This window comes from Butyrivibrio sp. CB08 (assembly GCF_003625485.1).
Classification (GTDB): Bacteria; Bacillota; Clostridia; order Lachnospirales; family Lachnospiraceae; genus Butyrivibrio.
In genome coordinates, this window is sequence record NZ_RAIR01000002.1 from 71,704 (window position 1) to 93,137 (window position 21,434).

Genomic DNA, 21,434 nt, shown 5'->3' on the forward strand with positions numbered 1-21,434 from the left:
ATTATGCAAGCCTTGTATAGTTTAGAATTTATATTACTTTATGTCAAGTATTTGACCATAAAATCGCTACAATTGATTAATATATATCAAGAATTTACCCTCAAAAGACACTTGTCTTTCTGTGGCGGACACTTTTGGCAAATATGTTTTTCACAATTGTTTTGTTTATTAAGTTTGTATTTATTTTAGAATAGGTTATATTTCTTTTAGAGTTCAGACATAGTTTGGCAAAATATTCCGTATAATATTATATCTATCAGAAGGACACAACTTCTGAACCCCCAACAATACTTTTTTTCATACACGGGTTGTCTGGTTCCCCACCCGACAACCCCTCCTCCCAAAAAAACAACCACCTGTCAGCTGACAGGTGGTTTTATAATGTTCATATTTAGTAGCCAGGTATCAGATCCTTACTTCACCCTCGTGGGTAAGAAGTGCTACGTTCTCAACTGCCTCCAGATCGTTGAGGCTTCCAATAAGCTCTTTCTCAGATGTTGTTGCTACCTCTATGATCATATCAAGTCCGCTCTTCTTAAGGTTTCTTGACTTGATCTTATAGCCCTTGGAATTATCAGCAATTCTCTTAACGATCTCATCCTCTGCCTCAGTATCAGAGCTGTTTACAATAAGTACATAAGGCTTCTTGTTGATTGGAATAAGCTCAAGAATAAGGATTCCAGCTGTTACAAGAAGAGCCACAACAACAGCAAGCTCAAAGAGTCCTGCTCCGCAGATGATACCCTCTCCAATTGACCAGAACAGGAAAAGCAGATCCATGGTATCTTTAATGGCTGTCCTGAATCTTACGATTGAAAGAGCGCCGACCATACCAAGAGAAATAACGATACTGGACTGCATTGCCAGTATGATACCTGCTGTAACAACAGATATCATTGCCATCGCAATATGGAAGCTTCTGTTGTAAAGAGAAGTCTTGTTGATAAGTCTGTAAATAAGGAAAAGATACAGGCCAATGCAAAATGTAAAAGCAAGTACAGCCACAATCTGGCTTACTGGGATATCGTTGGCTGTGAATCCCTCAAAAATTGATTTCTTAAGTGCGTCCTGAAAACTCATAATATTTCTCCTATCTCTTCGTAATTTCTTCTGGCCATGGTGTATTTAGAAAAGGCCGTTCTCTGAAGTGAACCAATCTCTAATATCTGCTGAATATATTCCGGCAAAAGCTCGTCGTACTTAACTTCAAGGATATGGGCTCCGCTTTCCATCACCGGTCTTGCGTATACATCCCTCTCAAAGAACCTGTCCACATACTCCGATGCTCCAATGTTCCTGTCAAAGGTGATCCTCACGTTGCCCACCTTCTCAACAAAAGCCTGTCTCTCGTATTCTACGATAGTCACAGGGTGAAGAAGCGCGGTGTTCATCCTGGCATAGAGCTTCTTAAAAAGAAATCCATCCTCCCGAAGAAGTACCTGGGAATTAACTGGTGCTCTCTCAGCCATGTTGCCATCTAAAAGAAGTCCCCGAGCAGTTTCCTTACTGATGACTGCTGACTCCTTGTGGGTAAGACCGCTCTTTTTGCTCTTTTCCTCAAGCCTTATAAAACTGTCATCCCTCTCGTAGGTGCGGATTCTGAACTTCTCTCTCTCGTCCACACCGCCTTCATTCTCAAAAAGAGCGCTGTCATTCACATCATCGAAGTATACGCTTCGTATCAGATAGCCGCCATCCTCAGAGCTGTGCTCATCATAAGCCATGACTTCTTTGAGGCGGTTTATCAAATATGCAATTTGATCTTCATATATTATATATTTGTCTTCTACTCTGTAATACATTATCTGGCCCATTCTTCATTAAGGAAGTCTGTTCTCTCCCTTATGAAGCTCTTCAGATTCTCATACTCCTTGTGATCTGCGGTGGAATATCCATGCTCCTGGTACATCTGATTCCATCTGATGCTGTCCATCGCAGCGGAAGCCGAAAGCTCTTTTTCATATGCATCTATACCCTCATCAAGAAGGTACTCCATATATGGCTGCACCTTGCCCCAATAGTAACTACGAACCCTTGAAGAAAACTCTTGGTTCTGGGCAAGCTCTTTATAGTATATACTAGAATGCTCCGCCAGGTAAAGTCTTGTTATTCCTGTGGCATCTTCTTCATCATACTCCATCCAGTCAAGATAGTTGCCAAGACTCATGTCGAAATCCCATCCAGGCCCGGCATAGAGCTTGCCGTCCACAAGATCTGAATCCTTATAATAGTATGCGCTGCTTACACCGCCATCGTAGTTTTTTACAACCTCTTCTACAAGATATCTTTTGGCAAAAGAGTCTATGTCAATTCGGGTTCCAAGTCCCTCCCCAGTCAGTATCTCAGCCTCAGCCTCCTCGAAAAAACTGGAAATGTAGTTTATCTCGTTCTTGCTACAGTACTGGGGCGACACAACTATGAAATGTTCATTACCATTTGTAATAAATCCATTTTTTAACTCGCCATATTCAAGCCTATAGCGGTCCATAAACTCTCTTTCAACCAGATAACCACCTGTGATATCTGTCACACCATCAGGGATATTCCAGCCCTTAAGGGTTGGGGTTTCGTATGGACTTAATGCATCATCATTTATTTTCGAGATGACTTTATCCTGCTCAATATCTATATTGGTGATATTTACCCTGTCCTTGCCAACCTCTATGCTTGGACAGAGGTAGTAATTTCCCATGTAATCGCCGTTTATATATAGGTCGATAAACCTGCCTTCTCCTGCGAAAGGAATCTCCACATCTTTCTCAATGTCTCTGCAGATCGCATTCCTTATGAGAGTTGCATCAGATGCATTCGCAATAAAGGCGTAGTCCTTGCCATTTCCAAGGCCTAATACCGATGTATTCTTTTGAAGCTTTATCTTAAAGGGCTTCTTGTCCCAGTTATTCCAGGAATAATTGCCTCTTCCCTTTAAAAACTCCAGTCCCGTGCTTGTATCCTTGTGTCCCTGGCTGTCATAAACAACTATCTTTCCTGATTCCTTGTAGTCCTTATCAGCAAGCACAGAGTCCAGGTTTCGGCTTCTGGTTGTAATGAATACAGAAGAAATATTCTCGGATTTAAGGATCCTGATGTCATGCTTTTTTGCTTCAGAAGACAGAATTATGTCCTCTTCTGTAAGAAACGAAGGCAGGAACAGATAATACTGGCCATCAGTTTCAAAAACACTGATCCTGTTCTTCCCGAATCGGGCATACATAAAATCTGTCTCCTCCATGCCTCTCGACCTGATATCCCAGGTGGCGATAATAGTTACCGCAGCAAGACAAAGCATGGCAAATATTATTTTTACTAATAACCTGCGCTTTTTGTTCATAGGCTGGCCCTCTTTTTCTCAAGTGCCACCACAACAAAAAAGCTGACTATTCCTATTAAAGAAATAACACATCCCAGAGACAGTCCCTTTGGAACATAGACCATGTCAATAGTGTGAAAAGAAGCACTTTCCGCAATTGGAATGTATGTAAGAGCGTCATAAACTGCAACAGGTGTAGCCATCCTGCCATCAACCTTGATGTTCCATCCCTTTTCATAGGGAACAGTTATAAAGACTCCTTCATGATCCCCACAGTTTATCACAAGGTGGGAGGAGCTCTTTTTTATCACCTCGCAGTTTCTCTTTGAAGCGTCACTATAGGCCCTTTCAAGCGCCTTGATATCCTCAGTCACAAACACTGCTGATCCATAACTGCTCTCAGCATTTTCCGCCTGGACAGTAAGGGTAAAGCTATCACCGCTATTAAACGTTCCCAGGTTCAGAACCTTGGTGCAGAATGAGTTACCATAGGTTGTAAGAAGTTCGTCATTTATAAAGATGGCAAGTCCCTCATCAGCCCCAATAAGGCCATTAAGATAAAAGTACATCTCGCCGTCCATGGCTGCTGTTACTTCGAAGTCCTGCCTGTATTTATCCTCTACTTCTGATATTCCAGAGTCTGAAACTAAAGCAGGCACAAAGAACTTTTCTTCTCTTCCGGTCAATCTGCTGTAAATATCCTCCTGTAACGCAAAAGGATCTATAGAAGGTACATGGGTAAGCGCAGAGTCTGCATCTCCATGATCAGGATCTGATACAGCACTGTAGTCATATCCATCTGTTCCTACTGCCACAGAGAGCGCATAGGGATTTACGTAAACATCCCTGTTTCCCTCAAAGATCATTCTGTAGTTATCATGGGTCAGGTGAGTTTCATCTCCCACAAGATACTTTACTCCAAGAATTGAATCTGCAGTCTCTGTGTTGTCATGACCATAGCCAAGATAAAGGCCATCATCATTGTAGCCCAGCCTTTGAAGAAAATATCTCATATAGATAAGACCCGCAGAACTATAATGTGTAACACCGTTGAAATTGTATTGAAGGGCATCATTTTGCTGTCTTGGATTTAACGTCTCCATTCTGTAAAAAGAGCTATCCTCTCCCTTTACATAAGTGACCGCCTCCAGGGTCTTACTTACCATATCTGAATACTCTGAGCCCTTATCGCACTTGAAGGCCTGGAAACGGTAGGTGTAAAGCGCATTACCAGTCAGATCCACCATGTTGGCTAACAGAAACAGCACTATAGCCACCGCAAAAGCCTTCTCTTTATCCCTGTGTATTAGGAGCATCACAGCACCGCAAATCACATAACATGCTATAAGGGCTGCATTTATAATGATCCCCTTAGTGGTAATGTGGTCGTATCCTCCCCTTGCAATAAGGAAGAGCCCAGTGTACATAATGGCCACCAGGATAAGCGCTTTAACCGTCAGGATCTCTTTTCCACCTGCCAAAAGAAATCTCTCTGCGCATAATATAACCAGGAACACGTAGAAAAACGCCTGCCTGTAGGGATGTCCAGAGGGTTCCATACCTGCATGCCAGATAATGTTTAGAAGATCTATGCACATGGAAAGCGCCATAAACAGCACAAGAGCTGCCATTCCAAGCCTCTCACGAAGCGTGATCTGCCTGCAGACAAAAAACATAAGCGCCAGGAAAGTTAAGAGAATTCCGCAGAAAAGCTGAGGATATCCAAATCTTGCCTCAATGACATCGTAGGCCATTGTGGGAAGCTTGGAGATAAAGTCCACAGGAGATAAATTGCTGTTTTTAAGATTCATTCCAAGCAGTGCCACATCCTTGGGGCTGTCCATAAGTCCCAGGAATGTAGGTATCATAAGGGCTGCTGAAATAGCACCGGATATAGCTGATGAATAGATAACTCTTCCTATAAGAGGAAAAGGGTTATTAAGGCGAAGCACCACAAGGCGCATGATGGTCCAAAGCGCTGCAAAGAGCACAACCTGATAGGTTATGTAGTAGTTTAGCATCACCATTATGGCAAGGATAATGATATATGGCGCTTTCCTATTCTGCACAAGGAGTTTTTCAAGAAAATAGATAAAAAGCGGAAGGAGCATTACCACATCTATCCACATGAGGTTCATGCTGTGGGCAAAAAGAAATCCTGAAAAAGCCCAGGACACTGCGCCAATATAGAGGGCTGCGCTCTCAGTTTCAAATAGAGATATCTCTTTTGCCACGCCAAAGGCCTTTTGAAGGACAAAGTCCATGATAAACGCAGCGATCATGAGCTTTAGGCCGATCACAAGGACAATGCCAAGGTAAATCTTATCCTGACTAAATAGGGATAAAAGCATGATAAAGGGACTGGACATGTAATAGGCAAAAAATCCCATGGTCCCTGAGCCTAAAGTGGTTGAAAAAGAATAAAAGATATTATTCTGGCCACTAAGAACTGTCCTGTAGTAGGCATAGTAGTCGGCGTACTGCCTCTTTAAGTCGTACATGAGAAAGGTCTCATCCCCAAAGGGTGCAATATGCCCTGCCACAAGGACAATAAGAAACATCACAAGGATAAAAAGACTCGCGATAAGTCCGTGTTTTATATTAACTTTTCCATTCAGACTCTCTTCATTAAACATACAAAATATATTGTAACATGAAGAAATGGGAATATTAAGAGGCCGGAGAAAGATATCTTTCTCCGGCCCCGGATAGTTTTCGTTATGTATATCAGTGAAGTTTTACAACCACACCATCTTCTGTTCCAGCAACAATGTTGCTCTGCTGTCCTGAGAGGTCCTTGCCTACAAAGTACTGATACTGATGAAGGAGCTGATCCTTCTGCATTCCTGAGATAGCCTGCTTCATATCTCTAGAAGCAAGTCCCATGTCTCCGAAGAGATCAATGGAGTTGCCATCGTACTGTCCAAAGGATATTGCTACGTTTTCAATTGAAGCGTTTTCTCTGGAAGGAACTTCTACAGTGAGGTCTAAGCCGCTCTTCTTCTCTTCAGGCTTAGGCTGCTGCTGTTCTGACGCCTTGGCATCAGGTGTTCCTACAGAAGCGGGATTTACTTGTGAGTTATCTTTTACAGAGGGAATATTATAAGCATTGTAATTTGAGAGATAGCTATTTAGTCCGTTCAATGCCATATCTTATTCCTCCTTTCTTGTCTACCATATGTGCTCACAAACTATTTCGGCTCCCACTTTCCGAAAGTTAACATTATAATATATAAAAAAAGTATAAAAATCCACTACTTACAGGGAATTTTTATACTTTTTATTGTTTTTTCGCTATTTTACTATGCCTGCGGCCTTAAGAAGACTCTTTGTATACTCAGCTTTGGGGTTTCTGTAAAGCTCTTTTGTCTCTCCGTACTCCACAACCCTACCATCCTTCATGATCATAACGTGGTCGCTTATCTTGTAAACAACCCTGAGATCATGGGAAATGAAGATGATAGAGATACCATGCTTCCTGTGAAGATTCTCAAGAAGCTCAAGTATCTGGGCCTGAATGGTGACATCCAAAGCTGAAACCGGTTCATCTGCAATTAGGAGCTTTGGCGACCTCATAAGAGCTATTCCTATGCACACCCTCTGCCTCTGTCCACCAGAGAGCTGTGCCGGATACCTGTCAAGGTAGCTGACTGGAAGCTCGATCTCATCAAGGATCTCCAAGACCCTCTTTCTCATCTCCTCTTTGGTCCAGGTTCTGGTCTTGTCTACGCGAAGAGGCTCCTCTAACAGCCATCCGATCTTCTTGGCAGGATTAAGGGAGCTGTATGGATCCTGGAAAACCATCTGTGGCCTGTCATACTTTTGCCAGATGGTACCTGTGTAGTCCTTATTGATCCCTACAATGGCCCTTGCAAGGGTAGACTTACCGCTTCCAGACTCGCCAGCTATAGCCAGCACCTCACCCTCTTCCATGGAGACGTTTACATCATGAAGAGCATGTATCTTCTTATTCTTTTTGGAAAAGAGCTTTCTCTTTCTGTTCTTATAATAGACATTAAGATCAGCTACTTTTAAAACATCTCTATCACTCATGCCTGTTCCCCGTCCCTTGAAAGGTCAATCTTGGGTATCGCTGCTATCAGCTTCTTGGTATATGGATCTCTGGGCCTTGTGAACACGTCACTAGTCCTTCCGGATTCCACAATATTTCCCTTCTGCATTACTATGACTCTCTGACACAGCTGATTAACAAGGCTAAGATCGTGGGAAATGAAGATAATGGAAGTATGTCTCTCCTTGTTCAGCTTTTTAAGAAGCTCCACAATCTGCGCCTGGACAGTAACATCCAGAGCTGTTGTAGGCTCATCTGCTATAAGTATCTTGGGGTCTCCGATCATGGCAGCGGCTATCATGACTCTCTGCCTCATTCCACCTGAAAGCTCGTGAGGATACATGTAGTAAACATCCTCTGCATTCTCAAGGCCAACAGACTTAAGAGCTTCTATGGCCATGGTCTTTCTGGCTTCCTTGGAAACCTCAGGATGATGGATGAATAATGGCTCTTCAACCTGCCATCCTATCCTCTTTACAGGATTAAGGCTTGTCATGGGCTCCTGGAAGATAATGGATATCTCATCTCCCTGATAGGAACGAAGGGTCTTTCTGTCGCAGGTAAGAAGGTCGTTGCCATCAAACATGATCCTGCCACTCTTAGTAAGACTCTTTCTGTTGAGAAGTCCTGCAATAGCCAGGGCGCTCATGCTCTTTCCAGAGCCTGATTCACCAACGATACCAACGATCTCACCTCTTCCCAGCATCAGGTCAAAGTCCTCAACCGCTACAAAGGGCGTATCGGAGTCATGGAATTCTATATGAAGGTCAGTTACATCAAGAATTATTTCCATCTGCTGATCCCCTCTCCTAAAAATGCGAATCCAAGCACCATAAGAACTATGATGGCACCTGGGAAAAGAACGTAGGTTGGCATAGTAAACATATACTGCTGCGCATCAGAGAGCATCTTGCCAAGGCTCGCATAGGGTGGCTGTGAACCCACTCCCAGGTAGCTAAGGCCCGCTTCTGCCAGTACAGCGTTATTAAATCCGATCATTATAGAAGATGCCAGAACGCCCTTGATATTGGGCACTATGTGAACGAAGATCATTCTAAAGTCAGATACTCCCTGAAGTCTTGCATTCTCCACATAGTCCATGTTCTTGCATCTAAGCACTTCCCCCCTTACTATTCGGGCAAAGCTTGGTACAAAGGCAATTCCCAGTGAGATAAGAAGCTGTATCCAGCCTGTTCCAAATACACTGACAATAACCAGTGCAAGAAGAATACTTGGGAAAGCAAACAACGCATCAATGATACGCATCATGACTTCATCAAGCATTCCTCCAAAGTAACCGGTAAGAGCTCCAATAATAGTGCCAACTCCAGCTCCTATAGCCACAGTACCAATAGCAATAAGAAGAGTTATCCTGCTACCATACATAACACGACTAAAGATATCTCTGCCCATGTTGTCAGTGCCCATAAGGTGCCTAAAAGATACTCCCTTAAGCTTTTCTGCGGAGTTCATGGCTGTTGGCTCGTAAGGAGTCCAAAAGATTCCAACAATAGTCATGAGAAGTATCAGGCCTGTTATTATCAGCCCCGCAAGAAGGTATGGATTCTCTTTGATATTTCTTTTTAACTCTGTTCTTGCCTTACTCATCCTCAAGTCCTATTCTTGGATCTACAATTCTGTAAATAACATCCACAAGGAAATTAACCACAATGACTATGGTTGCTATTCCCATGATGATAGCCTCAACAACCGGATAATCCCTGTTGCTGATGCTGGTAAGCAGTATCCTGCTGATACCAGGGATACTAAATACCTGTTCAATAACAATACTTCCTGCGATCATGTCCGCCAGCGCCATTCCAAGGAAGGTGATAACAGGGATAATGGCGTTTTTTAGGATGTGTCTGTAGAGAACGCCATTGGTGTTATTGCCCCTTGAATAAGCAGTTCTAGCATAGTCCTTAAGGGACTCATCAATAAGACTTCCCCTAAGCATCTTTACTGTCATGGCAACCTTGGGAAGTGCAATGGCTATAGCCGGGAAAATCAGATATCTTACGAATTTCCCAAAGTCTGCTGTATAGTTTACAAATCCGCCCGGAGTAAAGAACCTTAAGATCATTCCAAAGATAAAGGTAATAAGGATTCCTGAAAAGAAAGGAGGAATGGCCATTATTATCTGATTGATCACCGTTATGGTCCTGTCTAATATCCCGTTCTCATGCTTGGCTGTAACTATTCCCAAGGGAATAGAAACAAGCACTGTCATAAGGAAGGCCATGATACCCATAGTCAGGGTAATTGGGATCTTACTGGCAGCCATGCTTGCTACTGGGACCTTGTAATTGTAGGAAGTACCAAAATCCCCTCTGATAAAGTTTAGAAACCATCTGGCATATCTGATAAGAACAGGGTCATTAAGTCCCATTTCTGTTCTGACCTGTTCTACAAGTTCCGGGGAAGCCTCAGTTCCAAGCATCTTAAGAGCCGGATCTCCCGGAATAATATTAAAGGCGAGGAACACACATATAGAAACTACCAGTAATGTGGCTACCATCATGCCAAACTTTTTAATGATATATTTCATATATGTGTACCTCGCCTTAGGTTTAACCTGCTATGATCACTCAGTAGCAAGCTTTAACTTACTAATATCCTGTACATAAAGTGGATAGAATACATATCCTGTGTACTTCTTGTTGAGAGCTACAAACTCAGGAAGGTCCTGAATATATACGCTTGCAGCTTCCTCGGAAAGAATCTTCTCACACTCTTTGTAGTACTCAGTCTTAGCGTTGTCGTCAGATGTAGCCTGAGCATTTGCATAAGCCTCATCGTAAGCAGCGCTGTTGAAGTTTGTGAAGTTTCTGCCTGCATCAGATACATATCTTGCAAGAAGTGATGAAGCAGCAAGAGTTGATGCATCTACACCTACTACTGTTGACTGATACTTTCTGTCTGAGTATACGTCAGAAATCCATGAATTCCACTCGATCTCCTGAATCTCAGCAGTAACTCCGATGTTCTTGAGCTCTTCTGCAAGTACCTGAGCTGTATCTACGTGCTGAGTGTAGTTAGATGGAACTGTGATTGTGAATGTAAATCCATCTGGATATCCAGCCTCAGCCAGAAGCTCTTTTGCCTTGTCATAGTCAGTGTTGTATGTGTCATTGAGCTCAGGAAGGAAATACTTGGTAAATGAAGGGAACATAGCACTTCCGATCTCTGTGCCTGCGCCGTCAGATACGTAGTCCATAATCTCCTGAGGGTTGATTGCATAGCAGAGAGCCTGACGAACTCTCACATCATCAAATGGCTTCTCAGCATTGTTGAGGTAAAGAGCCTGTACCAGGTTCATTGTTCCCTCGTAAACCTCAAAGTTCTCATTGAGCTGTGAAACCTGTGTGCTTGTGATACGTGCGTACATATCAATGGATCCACCGTTGAGATCCATAACTACTGCATCTGAGTTAGCCTCAATCTTGAATGTTACATCCTTGATGAATGCCTTGTCTCCCCAGTACTCATCATATCTTGTCATGATGAAGTTCTCCTGAGGTGAGCTTGAAACATACTTGTAAGGACCTGTACCAATAGGTGTAGTCTCAGGTGTAGCGTTTGAAGCAGGAAGAATAGCTACTGTAAGCTGTGTAAGGAAATCAGAATCACCTTCCTTGAGCACTACTTCCACATGCTTGTCATCTACGATATTTACGCTATCAATGTTGGAAAAAGATGAGATAAGGGGCTCACTGCCATCAGTACCCGCATTGCGATCAATAGAATATTTGATATCCTCTACTGTAACCGCGCTTCCATCATGGAATGTGATCCCATCTCTTAAGGTAAATGTGTATACCTTGTTGTCTTCTGAAATCGTGTACTCACTTGCTACAGCAGGGTTAAGATTACCATTCTCATCAGGCTTGACAAGCCCTTCGAATAAATTAAATAAAACCTCTTTAGTTCCTGCCCCTGTAGCATAATGGGGGTCAAGACCATCAATATCCTGAGGTATTCCAATAGTAATCTTAGAAGAATCATCTCCTGCTGTCTTGTCGCTTGAGCATCCGCTCAATGCAATAGCCAGTGTCGTTAGCACGATCATCAGCGCTCCTGTTGTTATTCTCCTAAGGGAGCCTCTCTTGATCATGTTAAAATCCTCCTAGATATTAAGTTTTCATGGGCTTTCTTGGCCCATCACATGAACAATATAAGGCTACGTTAATAAAATGTCAAGCTAAAAAATACCCCGAAGAAGCATGCTTCCTCGGGGAAAATGACCATTATTGTTCTTTCAAAAGAGGAGTGCTTTTGTCGGTAGCATCAGTAATTGTGCCATCCGCCTCTTTCTTAAGCACAGATTTAAGCTCATCCATAAATGTATTAACGTCTTTAAATTCTCTATAAACAGATGCAAATCTTACATAAGCAACTGGATCGAGATTCTTCATCTTGTCCATAACGATCTCACCGATAGCACGGCTAGGGATCTCCTTCTGCTCCATGTTGAATACTTCTGTCTCAACAGCGTCTACAAGTCTGGATATCTGCTCTGCACTTACAGGTCTCTTATGACATGCCCTAAGTACGCCAGCTTCGATCTTGGAACGATCGTAAGGCTCACGAACATCACCTTTCTTGATGACTATAAGAGGAATAGTCTCAACTTTTTCATAAGTTGTAAATCTCTTGCCACAGGAATCGCACACTCTCCTACGTCTGATGGAAGTGTTCTCATCTGCAGGTCTTGAATCAATAACTCTTGTGTCATCTTTTCCGCAAAATGGGCATTTCATAACTTTCCCTCCATTTTTAAAATGATATGTCCACCTTATATTGTGTGAAAAACAATATCAATCCACAAATTATTGTATCATGATTTACCGCATTTTTCTATATATAATATTGATATTTGCTCAAAAAACGTTATTATTGCCAGCTTCCAACGCCCCTTGCTACTGGCCCCTCCGCTCCGGCCCGCATCCCAAGGGAATCTCTTTTTCGTCGCTCCGTCGCTTAAGTTCATGGCTGCGACCCTTTGCCCTTACGTTCTGCGGTCAAAAAACTCAGCCCCAAGCTGCACCGCCACGGTATCTTCCTGATTTCGAAGCATTAGCTGCAAACGCCATTTTCCCGATGCTCATAGGCCTCTTGTTAAGCGCGTGCGAATAAACAGAGGCGAAAGCAGGCGGATAAGATTTGATCAATATCAGTGGTCATAGGTGCCCTTGGCACCTCTGAAAAGAAGACTTCCTATGAGCCTGCTCGCCATGAGCATGCGCAATCAAAGAAAAGAGGCCTGAGCATCATGGAAAAGTTTCGTTTGCAGGTAGTGAGAAAGCGGGAAGATACCGTGGCGGCGCAGCTGGGACCTCAGACATTTGACCTGGAGAAGAACGTAAGGGCAAGATGTCGCAGCTCATGAACAGACAGCTCTCTCGCAAGACTCAAAAGTAAATTCCCTTGGGATGCGAGCCGGAGCGGAGGGGCCAGCGGCAAGGGGCGTTGGAAGCTGGCAATAAAAAACCCTCCGCAAAATGCGGAGGGTACTGGATTTTCTATTATTTTCTCTGAAGGAAATCAGGAATCTTCAAAGACTTAGGCTCTACTGTGCTCTTGATCTCACTTGGTCTGTTAAGAGAAAGTGGTCTTGTAGCTGAAGAAGTTGCTGGAGCCTCTGCAGCTGGAGTGCCAATAGTAGAGATTGTTGGCTGAATTGGTGTAATAGGAGTTACTGCGCTCTGTACTGGTGTAACAGGTGTTACAACTGGCTGAGCTACAGGAGTAGGAGCTGGTGCTACTGGTCTTGGAGTTGGAGCTGCAGCCTTAGCCTGAGCTACTGCTGCGTTGCCAGCACCTGCCGCCTCAATACCTGTTGCGATAACAGTAACTGTACATGTATCTGTCTTGCTCTCGTCATACATTGCACCGAAGATGACGTTAACATCATCACCAGCAAGCTGACGAACATATTCTGAAGCATCTGAAGCATCTGTAAGAGTGATATCACCAGAGATATTGATGATAACATCTGTTGCTCCATTAACCTTGGTCTCAAGAAGTGGGCTCTCAACAGCCATCTTAACAGCGTCTGTTGCCTTGTCATCGCCCTTACCACTACCAATACCGATATGAGCGATACCCTTGTCCTTCATAACTGTTGAAACATCAGCAAAGTCGAGGTTGATAACTGCAGGAACATTGATAAGATCAGTGATTCCCTGAACAGCCTGCTGAAGTACTTCATCAGCCTTCTTAAGAGCATCTGGCATTGTAGTACGTCTGTCTACTATCTGAAGAAGCTTATCGTTAGGGATAACGATAAGAGTATCTACGTTGGATCTGATATTGTTGATACCAAGCATAGCGTTCTGCATACGAACACGAGCTTCGAAGCTGAAAGGCTTGGTAACAACGCCTACAGTGAGAATTCCCATCTCTTTTGCAAGCTTAGCTACAACAGGAGCTGCACCAGTACCAGTTCCGCCACCCATACCACAGGTAACGAAAACCATATCAGCGCCCTTAAGTGCTGCTGATATCTCTTCTGAACTCTCTTCTGCTGCTTTCTGTCCGATCTCAGGCTTAGCGCCTGCTCCAAGTCCCTTAGTGAGCTTCTCACCAATCTGCAAAAGCTTTGGTGCCTTGCACAACTGAAGTGCCTGTTTATCTGTGTTAATACCGATGAACTCTACACCGGTAATATTTTCATCTACCATTCTATTTACAGCATTATTACCTGCACCGCCAACCCCGACGACGATGATCTTGCAGGCATTTTCTGCCTCGTTAGACTTAATCTCCAGCAAAACAACTCCTCCTTCATAAACCTCATAGACTCCTAATAGCTATGATACGATTTTTTGTTTCGTTTTTCAACAAATATTTTTTAATAAAATGTTCACAAATTGCTTGACAATTACTGATTTTTTTCCTCAAATGTAATGTTTTTTGTGTCGTCGTCAAAATCTTTCATCTCCAAAATTCCTTTTTTTCCACTAAGCTCTGGAAGGATATATTGAAGTTGGATTATTTTCTCGTCAATGTAGCTCTCAGTGCCCAAACTTACCTCAATTTCACCGAAGTAAAGGTACACATTGTACTCGCTGTCAAAGAATATTCTGTCAGCATTAAGCTTATATTTGGAAAGGAGCTGGGTGATATCCAGAATCTCCTCAAATACATCCTGATTATCAATAGGGAGCTTCTCATGCATGATGCAGTAGTTGAAAGAAAGTCCCATGACCTGCGGTACTGTATCAGAGGGTTCCATGGAGCTCTCTACCACTATTCCATCCCTGTCAAAGTACATATACCTTCCAAGGTAGGCAAAGTAGCCAGCAACCGCCTTCTCGTAGACATTTATCCTGATGGTGTCAGGCGAAACTATATCAACGTCCATCTTCTCGATAAATGGCACTCCCTCTATGCTCTTGTCCCTGTATTTAAGAGACAGATACATGGAGTTGTGGCTCATCCTGCCCTGCAGGACCATGTCAATGATCTCATCGTTGGTGTAATGGGTGTTGCCAGTAACGTAAATATTAGTAACCGTGTAGTTATCCGCAATATACTTGATGGCCACAGCAGCAATGATAAGCAGAGTCAGAAGGACTCCCAGGATAATATAAATGCTCTTGTGGTACCTGATCGAATCAAATGCTATTCTAAGAGGATTCTCTCCCCTTTGTTTGTATCTCTTTTTCCTCTTTGCCATACCTTACTTAATCTCTGCCTATATTTCTTGCCACATTCAGGGCGATTCCAACTTCAGCCAGCTGAATGATAACGGCAGAACCACCATAGCTGATAAAGGGAAGTGTAATACCTGTATTGGGGATCGTGTTGGTTACAACAGCTATGTTCAGGATAACCTGAATAGCGATATGTCCCATAACTCCGATAACCAGAAGAGCTCCAAACATATCAGGAGCGTTATTTGCAATGATCATAAGTCGCCAGATCAGCAGAAGGAACATCAGCATAACTGCGATAGCGCCAAACAGTCCAAGTTCCTCGCAGATGATGGAAAAGATCATGTCGTTCTGAGCCTCAGGGATGAAGCCCATCTTCTGCATACTCTCTCCAAGTCCCTTGCCAAATACACCGCCAGAACCAATTGCATAGAGGGCCTGCAGTGTCTGGAAGCCCTTGCCTGATGCATGGGCATTGGGGTCAAGCCATGCAAGAACTCGCTCAAAACGGTAGTTCATACCGCTGGACTGGTCAGAATTAGCTATAAGGATGACCAAAAGAGCTACCACGCCGAGAACTACTGCTGCGCCAATAATGTATCTCTTATATCCGGGAGTCGAAATAAAGAGCATGACAAAAGTGATTCCCATGATGATAATCGCTGAACTAAGGTTCCTTGTGATGATATACACCATACCAGCAAGGATAAGCGGAAACAAAAGAGCCACTCCAAAGCCCTTATATGTCATGAGATTTCTCTTGAGTTTGATGATGATTGTCGCTGTAAAGATAATGGTTGCCACCTTCGCAATCTCTGCAGGCTGGATGGATACGCCCATGATGATGAGCCATCTCTTGGCACCATTGACCATTTTACCAAATGGAATGATCAGAATAAGAAGTATTGCTGATGCAAGATAAATAGGCATCGCAAGCTTAGAGAGAATCTTGTATGGAATGTATGACATAACAAGCATTCCTGCAAGACCCAGAAGTGTAGGGATAAGCTGATGCTTGAAATAGTACGCTGAATCGCCATAATCAAGCGCCGCCTCATATGAACTTGTAGAATAGAGCATGATAAGACCAAAAGCCAACAGGAACAGAATGATAAAGATCAGACTGTAGTCAATGTATGACTCTTCTCTTTCACGCCTAAGGATTCCTACTCTCACTAAAACTTCCCCTCACAACAGTTTCTTTTTTATTGACAGCCTTACTCGGCTATCTTGCAAACGTATTCCTTAAATCTCTTTCCCCTGGTTTCATAGTTGGGGAACATATCCCAGCTTGCACATGCTGGTGAAAGAAGCACCGCATCTCCTGGCTGTGCACTCTCAGTGCAGAACTCAAGAGCCTCCTCATAGGTGTCTTTGAACACATAGTTGGTAAAGCCGTGCTTTTTAGCGCACTCTGCTATCTTCTCTTTTGTCTGTCCAATGAGAACAAGGAGCTTTACTGTATCGCCAAAGCACTCGATCCACTCGTCGTACTCGCTGCCCTTATCATAGCCGCCTCCGATGAGGATGGTGGGCTTACTCATAGCTCTGATGCCCTGGATAGCAGCATCAGGATTGGTTCCCTTGGAATCATTGTAGTAATCTACGCCTCTCTTGGTGGCAACGTACTCAATTCTATGCTCAACTGCCTTGAAATTTCTGATTACTTCAAGGATGGTTGAAAGAGGTACTCCCATTGCAAGGCTCATGGCAATAGCTGCCATTACGTTTTCTACATTGCAAAGTCCAACAAGGTTCATGTCATGGATGTTCATTATGGTCATTGGTGAGCCGTTTGTGCTCATGACGATGTTCTCGCCGTCAAGATAGAAGCCGTCAGAAAGCTTCTCCTTGGTTGAAAAGAATACGACTCTGGATGGACATCTTTTGCCAAAATCCCTTGTGTACTCGTTGTCATAGTTAAGAACGCAGGTATCATCTGCAGTCTGATTGTGTGTAATATTCTCTTTCATGGATGCATAGCATTCCATGGTGTGATGTCTGTTTAAGTGATCTGGTGTGATGTTCAGGATAGCTGATACCTTGGCGTGGAAATTGTCCACTGCCTCAAGCTGAAAGGAACTGATCTCACCAACAATAACTGTATCATCCTTCATGCTAAGGGCGTTTTCTGCAAAAGAGACTCCGATATTACCTACTACATACACAGACTCAAAATGAGCCTTCATGATATCTCCCACAAGAGTTGTGGTTGTAGTCTTACCGTTGGTACCTGTTATGGCAACCATTGTTCCCTTGGAGAAATTGTAAGCAAGCTCGATCTCACTCCAAATCGGGATGTTCTTTTCCTTGATCCTAAGGACTGTAGGTGAATCAAGTGGAACTGCAGGACTGGGTACAACAAGCGAAATAGTATCAAGCGTATCATCTGTTATTTCGCCAATAATGATCTCAGTCTTGTCCCTGTCTTCCTCGTAGAGCTTGTTCTTTATGTCATTCTCAGTAACCTTGGTGTTTTCCTCAAGCATTACAGGAAGGGCTCCGATCTGATCAAGGAGCTTGACAGAACCTACTCCTGAGAGACCTGAACCTATAACGAGTACTCTTTTACCCTTTAAATCTGCAGTCATATCCCTAAAATTCCCCTTTTAAGTCTTATGCCACCATTGATAGCAGTTGTTATAGACCCGCGTAAGCAATGAGACAAAGAAGTATTGTCACTGTAGTAAATACGTTAACGACTCTTGTTTCTGACCATCCACCCTTCTCAAAGTGATGGTGGATAGGAGCCATTCTAAAGATCCTCTTACCGTGTGTGATCTTGAAATAGGATACCTGGAGGATAACTGAAATTACCTCGAAGGCATAAATAAAACCAACTATTACTATAAATATAGGCATCTGCATAACATATGCTATTCCTGTTACAAAACCACCAATAGCAAGTGATCCTGTATCTCCCATCATTACCTTGCCCGGGTATACATTGTAAACAAGATAGCCAAGAAGTGCTCCAACCATGGCGCTGGACATAACTTCCGCACCTGTTGCCATGTAATGCATTCCTGCAACCGCAAAGAAGCCTGCAACTACAGCTGTAACTGATGCGCAAAGTCCGTCGACGCCATCAGTAAAGTTGGTTCCGTTAGCTGTACCAAGTGCTATAAAGAACATAACAGGTATGTTCAAAATGCCAAAATCAAGAACGATGCTTGTAAATGGAACTCTCATTCCAAGAGAGATGTCTGTAAAGTTAAGTACATATAATGAGAAAAGAATTGTAACAATGAGCTGTCCAAGGATCTTCTGCCATGCACGAAGACCTAAGTTGTGCTTTCTTACAACCTTGATATAGTCATCGATAAATCCGATTATTCCAAAGCCGATGGTAAGAATAAGGACTGGTATTACTTCTTTATGAGAAGCGCCATAGAAAATGCCTATAACTACTACAGGCAAAAGGAATATAACTCCGCCCATGGTAGGTGTTCCTGTCTTTTTCTGATGGGATTCAAGGCCCTCTTCTCTCTCAGTCTGGCCAGCTTTGAGCTTTCTAAGTATCTCTATCACCTTGGGTCCTATTAAAACCGCAATAACAAAGGAAAGAAGAGCTGGAAGAAGGGTCCTCATACAATAATCGTTCATTTCAAATCTCCAAATAATTAGTTTCCACCATTATTATCTATGCTCTCAAATATGGAAGATTCAGTGTTCTCGCCTGTGAAATCAGGAAGATCATCTCCTCCAAAAGCATGTCCTGATGATGGATCAATAAGATTACCTGTGTTCGGGTCAATATAATACCCCGTTGTACCATCAACGTCAAATGTCTCCCAGATAGAGGATTTATCAGCTTCTTCAGCCTTGGTTTCCTCCTCTGTGCTGGCACCTTCAGTTGCCTCCTCGGTACCTTCCCCGGTAGTTTCTTCCGGATTTTCAGCATTTTCGTCAACTGCTACAGCAGAAGTTATCATCTGTGCTCTAAGCTCTTCAAGCTCTGCCTGCTCCTTTTCACTAAGTGGCTCAGTCATTGGATAGTTAAGGTAAGGAAGGGCCTCAGTGAGGACCGCTCTTACGATCCTAGTCGCAAACTTGGCATCGTCCTGATATCTGGTATTTGGTCTGTCTACTACAACGTAGATAGCGATCTCAGGATCATCAGCTGGCGCATATCCCATGAAGGATACAACGTACTGATGGTTTCCACGAGGAAGTGTCTGAGCAGTTCCAGTCTTGCCACCGATCATATATCCGGCAGGACGGGCTGTTTTACCAGTTCCGTTAGGACCTGATACTACTGTGTTACAGAATTCTACGATCTTATCAGAGGTACTCTGAGAAATAACCTGTCTAAGAATCCTTGGCTCTACATTTTTAATAGTAGCTCCACTTGAGGAAACAACTCTTTTAACCACATGAGGCTCGTAGTAATAGCCGCCATTTATAAGGGCACAGAAACCAGTGATACCCTCGATCATATCGATGTTAAAGCCCTGTCCAAAAGAGTTGGTTGCAAGGTCAGTAGATGTCATATCAGAAGCCTTGTAGGTAAGTCCCTCTGTTCTGGCCTCTCCCGCAAGGTCTACGTTGGTCTTAAGGCCAAAACCAAAGTCCTTCTGGAACTTGGTAAAGGTGCTGACTCCTGTAGCCTGAGCTACATACATCATGGCAACGTTACAGGAGATCTCAATTCCTCGCTGGACTGAAACCGCGCCGTCACCGTAAGTGTTATGGCACTTGATCTCCCATCCACCAACTTCCAAAGAGCCTCTGCAATTATAAACCTCGTTGCCGGTTATGGAGCCTGACTCAATACCAGTTGCCACTGTAAATGGCTTAGCGACTGAACCTGGCTCATAAGTATCTGTAATGCAGAAATTCTTCCAAAGAGCGTTGTAGTTCTGATACAGCTGCTCATCAGTGAAATCTGCCAGCATTTCTTCTGTAATATATACACCTGAGTCAAATACTGACTCGCCCTTAACCTTATTGCCCTTCTCATCTACAGCAGGCATTCCGATAAGAGCTGACTTATCTCTCGGGTCATTGAGGTCGTACTTGGGGTAGCTTGCCATAGCAAGGATCTCGCCAGTATTGACGTTCATCATGATACAGCCAACATTATTGGCGCCATTTCCCTGTCTGAAATTGTTGGCATAGGTGTCGTTAAACTCCTGAAGATGCCTCTCAACGATATTCTGAAGGTTACCATCTATGGTTGTTACAAGGTTATCGCCGTCGGTTGCAGGAATTGTGGTTCTCTCAAGATTGGAATCTTCATCAAGATATCCATACTCTCTTCCCATTGTTCCTGACAGTGTATTGTTGTAATACTCCTCAAGGCCATACATTCCGTTGTTGTCTCCGGAGGTAAAGCCTATAACATCGCATGCAAGTGAACCGTTAGGATACTTCCTTATATAACTTGACTCAAACCATACACCCTGAATATTGGCGTCATACCCTTCCATTCCAGGAGTTATCATATCCTGGAAGTTCCTGATCTCATCATAAGGGAGTTTTTTTGCAAGAATGTAGTACTGGGATGTTGGATGCTCAGCAAGATATGCTCTGATCTCTCCGGAGTCGAGGCCAAACTCTTTTACCAGAGCCCTGATTGTTGGCTCTAAGTACTTCTCATCTCTAAGAAGAAGCTTGGCATCAAGAATTACATTGTAGACCTTTTCACTGTAAGCAAGGATGGTTCCATTGGCATCAAGGATCTCTCCGCGCCTGAATGGCAGCGTTGTAGAGTCGTACTGCTGCTGTGAGAGCACCTGTTTCTCGTACTCCTCACCGTTATTTTTGGTGATAAGGATAAGTCTTACCCCTAACCCAACGAAAGCCAGTAGTGCAAGCACAAACAGCACTACCAGCTTTTTCTTCATTCCTATAGTGAACTTCTGACTGTTCCCAGACTTCCTTTTTTTCATCGAACTAACTTAAATACCCTTCTAAATCTCTTAAAGTGGCTAAACAGACTAGTTCTTAACTACTTCAGGGATTGGTGCCAGCTGTCTTACATAATCGTTGCCGCCGCCATCAGAGTAAGTAATTATCTGACCCTCAGATGCATAAGTCATGCCGTATTCCTGGATTGCGATCCTCTTTATCTCATCCAGATCCACATTGCCACTTGCTCTATTATACGCCTCATCATTGTCCTGTTTCAAATTATTTAATTGACTTTCTAATGTGGCGATATTTTTAACACTGCTGGTGATCTGTGACTGAAGTGAAATGTACCAGGCCAGTGTTCCAACCATCAGAGCCATAGCCAGTGACAGGAATAACAGATAACCAAGGCTCATGTGGTGTCTTCTCTTTGATCTTGAAGGTTCCTGAACATGGACATGTCTGCGTTCTGGCGCTCTATTTGGTTTTCTTACGGATGTGCCACGGATGTATTCGTTTGCCATGTTCATTCTCCTTT

At 43.3% G+C, this 21,434-nt stretch carries 18 protein-coding genes; all 18 read right to left on the bottom strand.

Going from position 1 to position 21,434, the window contains the following annotated elements:
• Positions 1–405: 405 nt before the first annotated feature.
• The 18 genes from D6855_RS03940 to D6855_RS04030 all read right to left on the bottom strand — a co-directional run bounded on the left by D6855_RS03940 (position 406) and on the right by D6855_RS04030 (position 21,420).
• Positions 406–1,080 (bottom strand): DUF4956 domain-containing protein, encoded by a 675-nt coding sequence (locus tag D6855_RS03940; RefSeq protein ID WP_120738290.1) that lies wholly within the window; start codon positions 1,078–1,080, stop codon positions 406–408.
• On the bottom strand, positions 1,077–1,802 hold the full coding sequence (locus tag D6855_RS03945) for a polyphosphate polymerase domain-containing protein (RefSeq protein WP_158589461.1): 726 nt from the start codon (positions 1,800–1,802) through the stop codon (positions 1,077–1,079). Before D6855_RS03945 ends, D6855_RS03940 begins: the two co-directional genes overlap by 4 nt.
• Entirely contained in the window at positions 1,802–3,331 is a 1,530-nt protein-coding gene (locus D6855_RS03950; RefSeq protein WP_120738294.1) for a CotH kinase family protein, read from the bottom strand. The genes D6855_RS03945 and D6855_RS03950 overlap by 1 nt, the downstream gene beginning before the upstream one ends.
• Positions 3,328–5,946 (bottom strand): YfhO family protein, encoded by a 2,619-nt coding sequence (locus D6855_RS03955; RefSeq protein WP_120738296.1) that lies wholly within the window; start codon positions 5,944–5,946, stop codon positions 3,328–3,330. The genes D6855_RS03950 and D6855_RS03955 overlap by 4 nt, the downstream gene beginning before the upstream one ends.
• Positions 5,947–6,037: 91 nt before the next feature.
• Positions 6,038–6,460 (bottom strand): hypothetical protein, encoded by a 423-nt coding sequence (locus D6855_RS03960; RefSeq protein ID WP_120738298.1) that lies wholly within the window; start codon positions 6,458–6,460, stop codon positions 6,038–6,040.
• A 144-nt stretch (positions 6,461–6,604) separates the two neighbouring features.
• On the bottom strand, positions 6,605–7,363 hold the full coding sequence (locus D6855_RS03965) for an ABC transporter ATP-binding protein (RefSeq protein ID WP_120738300.1): 759 nt from the start codon (positions 7,361–7,363) through the stop codon (positions 6,605–6,607).
• Complete coding sequence (locus D6855_RS03970) at positions 7,360–8,175, bottom strand: ABC transporter ATP-binding protein (RefSeq protein ID WP_120738302.1); 816 nt, start codon at positions 8,173–8,175, stop codon at positions 7,360–7,362. The genes D6855_RS03965 and D6855_RS03970 overlap by 4 nt, the downstream gene beginning before the upstream one ends.
• Complete coding sequence (locus D6855_RS03975) at positions 8,166–8,990, bottom strand: ABC transporter permease (RefSeq protein ID WP_120738304.1); 825 nt, start codon at positions 8,988–8,990, stop codon at positions 8,166–8,168. The genes D6855_RS03970 and D6855_RS03975 overlap by 10 nt, the downstream gene beginning before the upstream one ends.
• Entirely contained in the window at positions 8,983–9,930 is a 948-nt protein-coding gene (locus D6855_RS03980; protein ID WP_120738306.1) for an ABC transporter permease, read from the bottom strand. Before D6855_RS03980 ends, D6855_RS03975 begins: the two co-directional genes overlap by 8 nt.
• A gap of 36 nt (positions 9,931–9,966) precedes the next feature.
• On the bottom strand, positions 9,967–11,496 hold the full coding sequence (locus tag D6855_RS03985) for an ABC transporter substrate-binding protein (protein ID WP_120738308.1): 1,530 nt from the start codon (positions 11,494–11,496) through the stop codon (positions 9,967–9,969).
• 133 nt (positions 11,497–11,629) lie between these two features.
• The gene (gene nrdR / locus D6855_RS03990; RefSeq protein ID WP_120738310.1) at positions 11,630–12,142 is read right to left on the bottom strand and encodes a transcriptional regulator NrdR; all 513 of its coding nucleotides are present in this window, start codon (positions 12,140–12,142) and stop codon (positions 11,630–11,632) included.
• A 765-nt stretch (positions 12,143–12,907) separates the two neighbouring features.
• Entirely contained in the window at positions 12,908–14,155 is a 1,248-nt protein-coding gene (ftsZ, locus tag D6855_RS04000) for a cell division protein FtsZ (RefSeq protein ID WP_120738313.1), read from the bottom strand.
• A gap of 110 nt (positions 14,156–14,265) precedes the next feature.
• Positions 14,266–15,063 (bottom strand): cell division protein FtsQ/DivIB, encoded by a 798-nt coding sequence (locus tag D6855_RS04005; RefSeq protein ID WP_120738315.1) that lies wholly within the window; start codon positions 15,061–15,063, stop codon positions 14,266–14,268.
• 7 nt (positions 15,064–15,070) lie between these two features.
• Positions 15,071–16,216, bottom strand: a complete 1,146-nt coding sequence (locus D6855_RS04010; RefSeq protein ID WP_243111804.1) for an FtsW/RodA/SpoVE family cell cycle protein — start codon at positions 16,214–16,216, stop codon at positions 15,071–15,073.
• Between the two features lie 41 nt (positions 16,217–16,257).
• Positions 16,258–17,631: a UDP-N-acetylmuramoyl-L-alanine--D-glutamate ligase gene (gene murD, locus D6855_RS04015; RefSeq protein ID WP_120738317.1), complete on the bottom strand. Its 1,374-nt coding sequence runs from the start codon at positions 17,629–17,631 to the stop codon at positions 16,258–16,260.
• A gap of 49 nt (positions 17,632–17,680) precedes the next feature.
• Positions 17,681–18,646, bottom strand: a complete 966-nt coding sequence (gene mraY, locus D6855_RS04020; protein ID WP_120738319.1) for a phospho-N-acetylmuramoyl-pentapeptide-transferase — start codon at positions 18,644–18,646, stop codon at positions 17,681–17,683.
• A 17-nt stretch (positions 18,647–18,663) separates the two neighbouring features.
• A complete protein-coding gene (locus D6855_RS04025; RefSeq protein WP_120738321.1) occupies positions 18,664–20,934 on the bottom strand; it encodes a penicillin-binding transpeptidase domain-containing protein in 2,271 nt (756 codons plus the stop codon).
• A 48-nt stretch (positions 20,935–20,982) separates the two neighbouring features.
• Entirely contained in the window at positions 20,983–21,420 is a 438-nt protein-coding gene (locus tag D6855_RS04030) for a cell division protein FtsL (RefSeq protein WP_120738324.1), read from the bottom strand.
• Positions 21,421–21,434: the final 14 nt, after the last annotated feature.

Excerpts from the sequence above, each read along its gene's own strand:
- D6855_RS03940 (WP_120738290.1), bottom strand. The coding sequence starts at position 1,080 with ATGAGTTTTCAGGACGCACTTAAGAAATCAATTTTTGAGGGATTCACA.
- D6855_RS03945 (WP_158589461.1), bottom strand. The coding sequence starts at position 1,802 with ATGTATTACAGAGTAGAAGACAAATATATAATATATGAAGATCAAATT.
- D6855_RS03950 (WP_120738294.1), bottom strand. The coding sequence starts at position 3,331 with ATGAACAAAAAGCGCAGGTTATTAGTAAAAATAATATTTGCCATGCTT.
- D6855_RS03955 (WP_120738296.1), bottom strand. The coding sequence starts at position 5,946 with ATGTTTAATGAAGAGAGTCTGAATGGAAAAGTTAATATAAAACACGGA.
- D6855_RS03960 (WP_120738298.1), bottom strand. The coding sequence starts at position 6,460 with ATGGCATTGAACGGACTAAATAGCTATCTCTCAAATTACAATGCTTAT.
- D6855_RS03965 (WP_120738300.1), bottom strand. The coding sequence starts at position 7,363 with ATGAGTGATAGAGATGTTTTAAAAGTAGCTGATCTTAATGTCTATTAT.
- D6855_RS03970 (WP_120738302.1), bottom strand. The coding sequence starts at position 8,175 with ATGGAAATAATTCTTGATGTAACTGACCTTCATATAGAATTCCATGAC.
- D6855_RS03975 (WP_120738304.1), bottom strand. The coding sequence starts at position 8,990 with ATGAGTAAGGCAAGAACAGAGTTAAAAAGAAATATCAAAGAGAATCCA.
- D6855_RS03980 (WP_120738306.1), bottom strand. The coding sequence starts at position 9,930 with ATGAAATATATCATTAAAAAGTTTGGCATGATGGTAGCCACATTACTG.
- D6855_RS03985 (WP_120738308.1), bottom strand. The coding sequence starts at position 11,496 with ATGATCAAGAGAGGCTCCCTTAGGAGAATAACAACAGGAGCGCTGATG.
- nrdR (WP_120738310.1), bottom strand. The coding sequence starts at position 12,142 with ATGAAATGCCCATTTTGCGGAAAAGATGACACAAGAGTTATTGATTCA.
- D6855_RS04005 (WP_120738315.1), bottom strand. The coding sequence starts at position 15,063 with ATGGCAAAGAGGAAAAAGAGATACAAACAAAGGGGAGAGAATCCTCTT.
- murD (WP_120738317.1), bottom strand. The coding sequence starts at position 17,631 with ATGACTGCAGATTTAAAGGGTAAAAGAGTACTCGTTATAGGTTCAGGT.
- mraY (WP_120738319.1), bottom strand. The coding sequence starts at position 18,646 with ATGAACGATTATTGTATGAGGACCCTTCTTCCAGCTCTTCTTTCCTTT.
- D6855_RS04025 (WP_120738321.1), bottom strand. The coding sequence starts at position 20,934 with ATGAAAAAAAGGAAGTCTGGGAACAGTCAGAAGTTCACTATAGGAATG.
- D6855_RS04030 (WP_120738324.1), bottom strand. The coding sequence starts at position 21,420 with ATGGCAAACGAATACATCCGTGGCACATCCGTAAGAAAACCAAATAGA.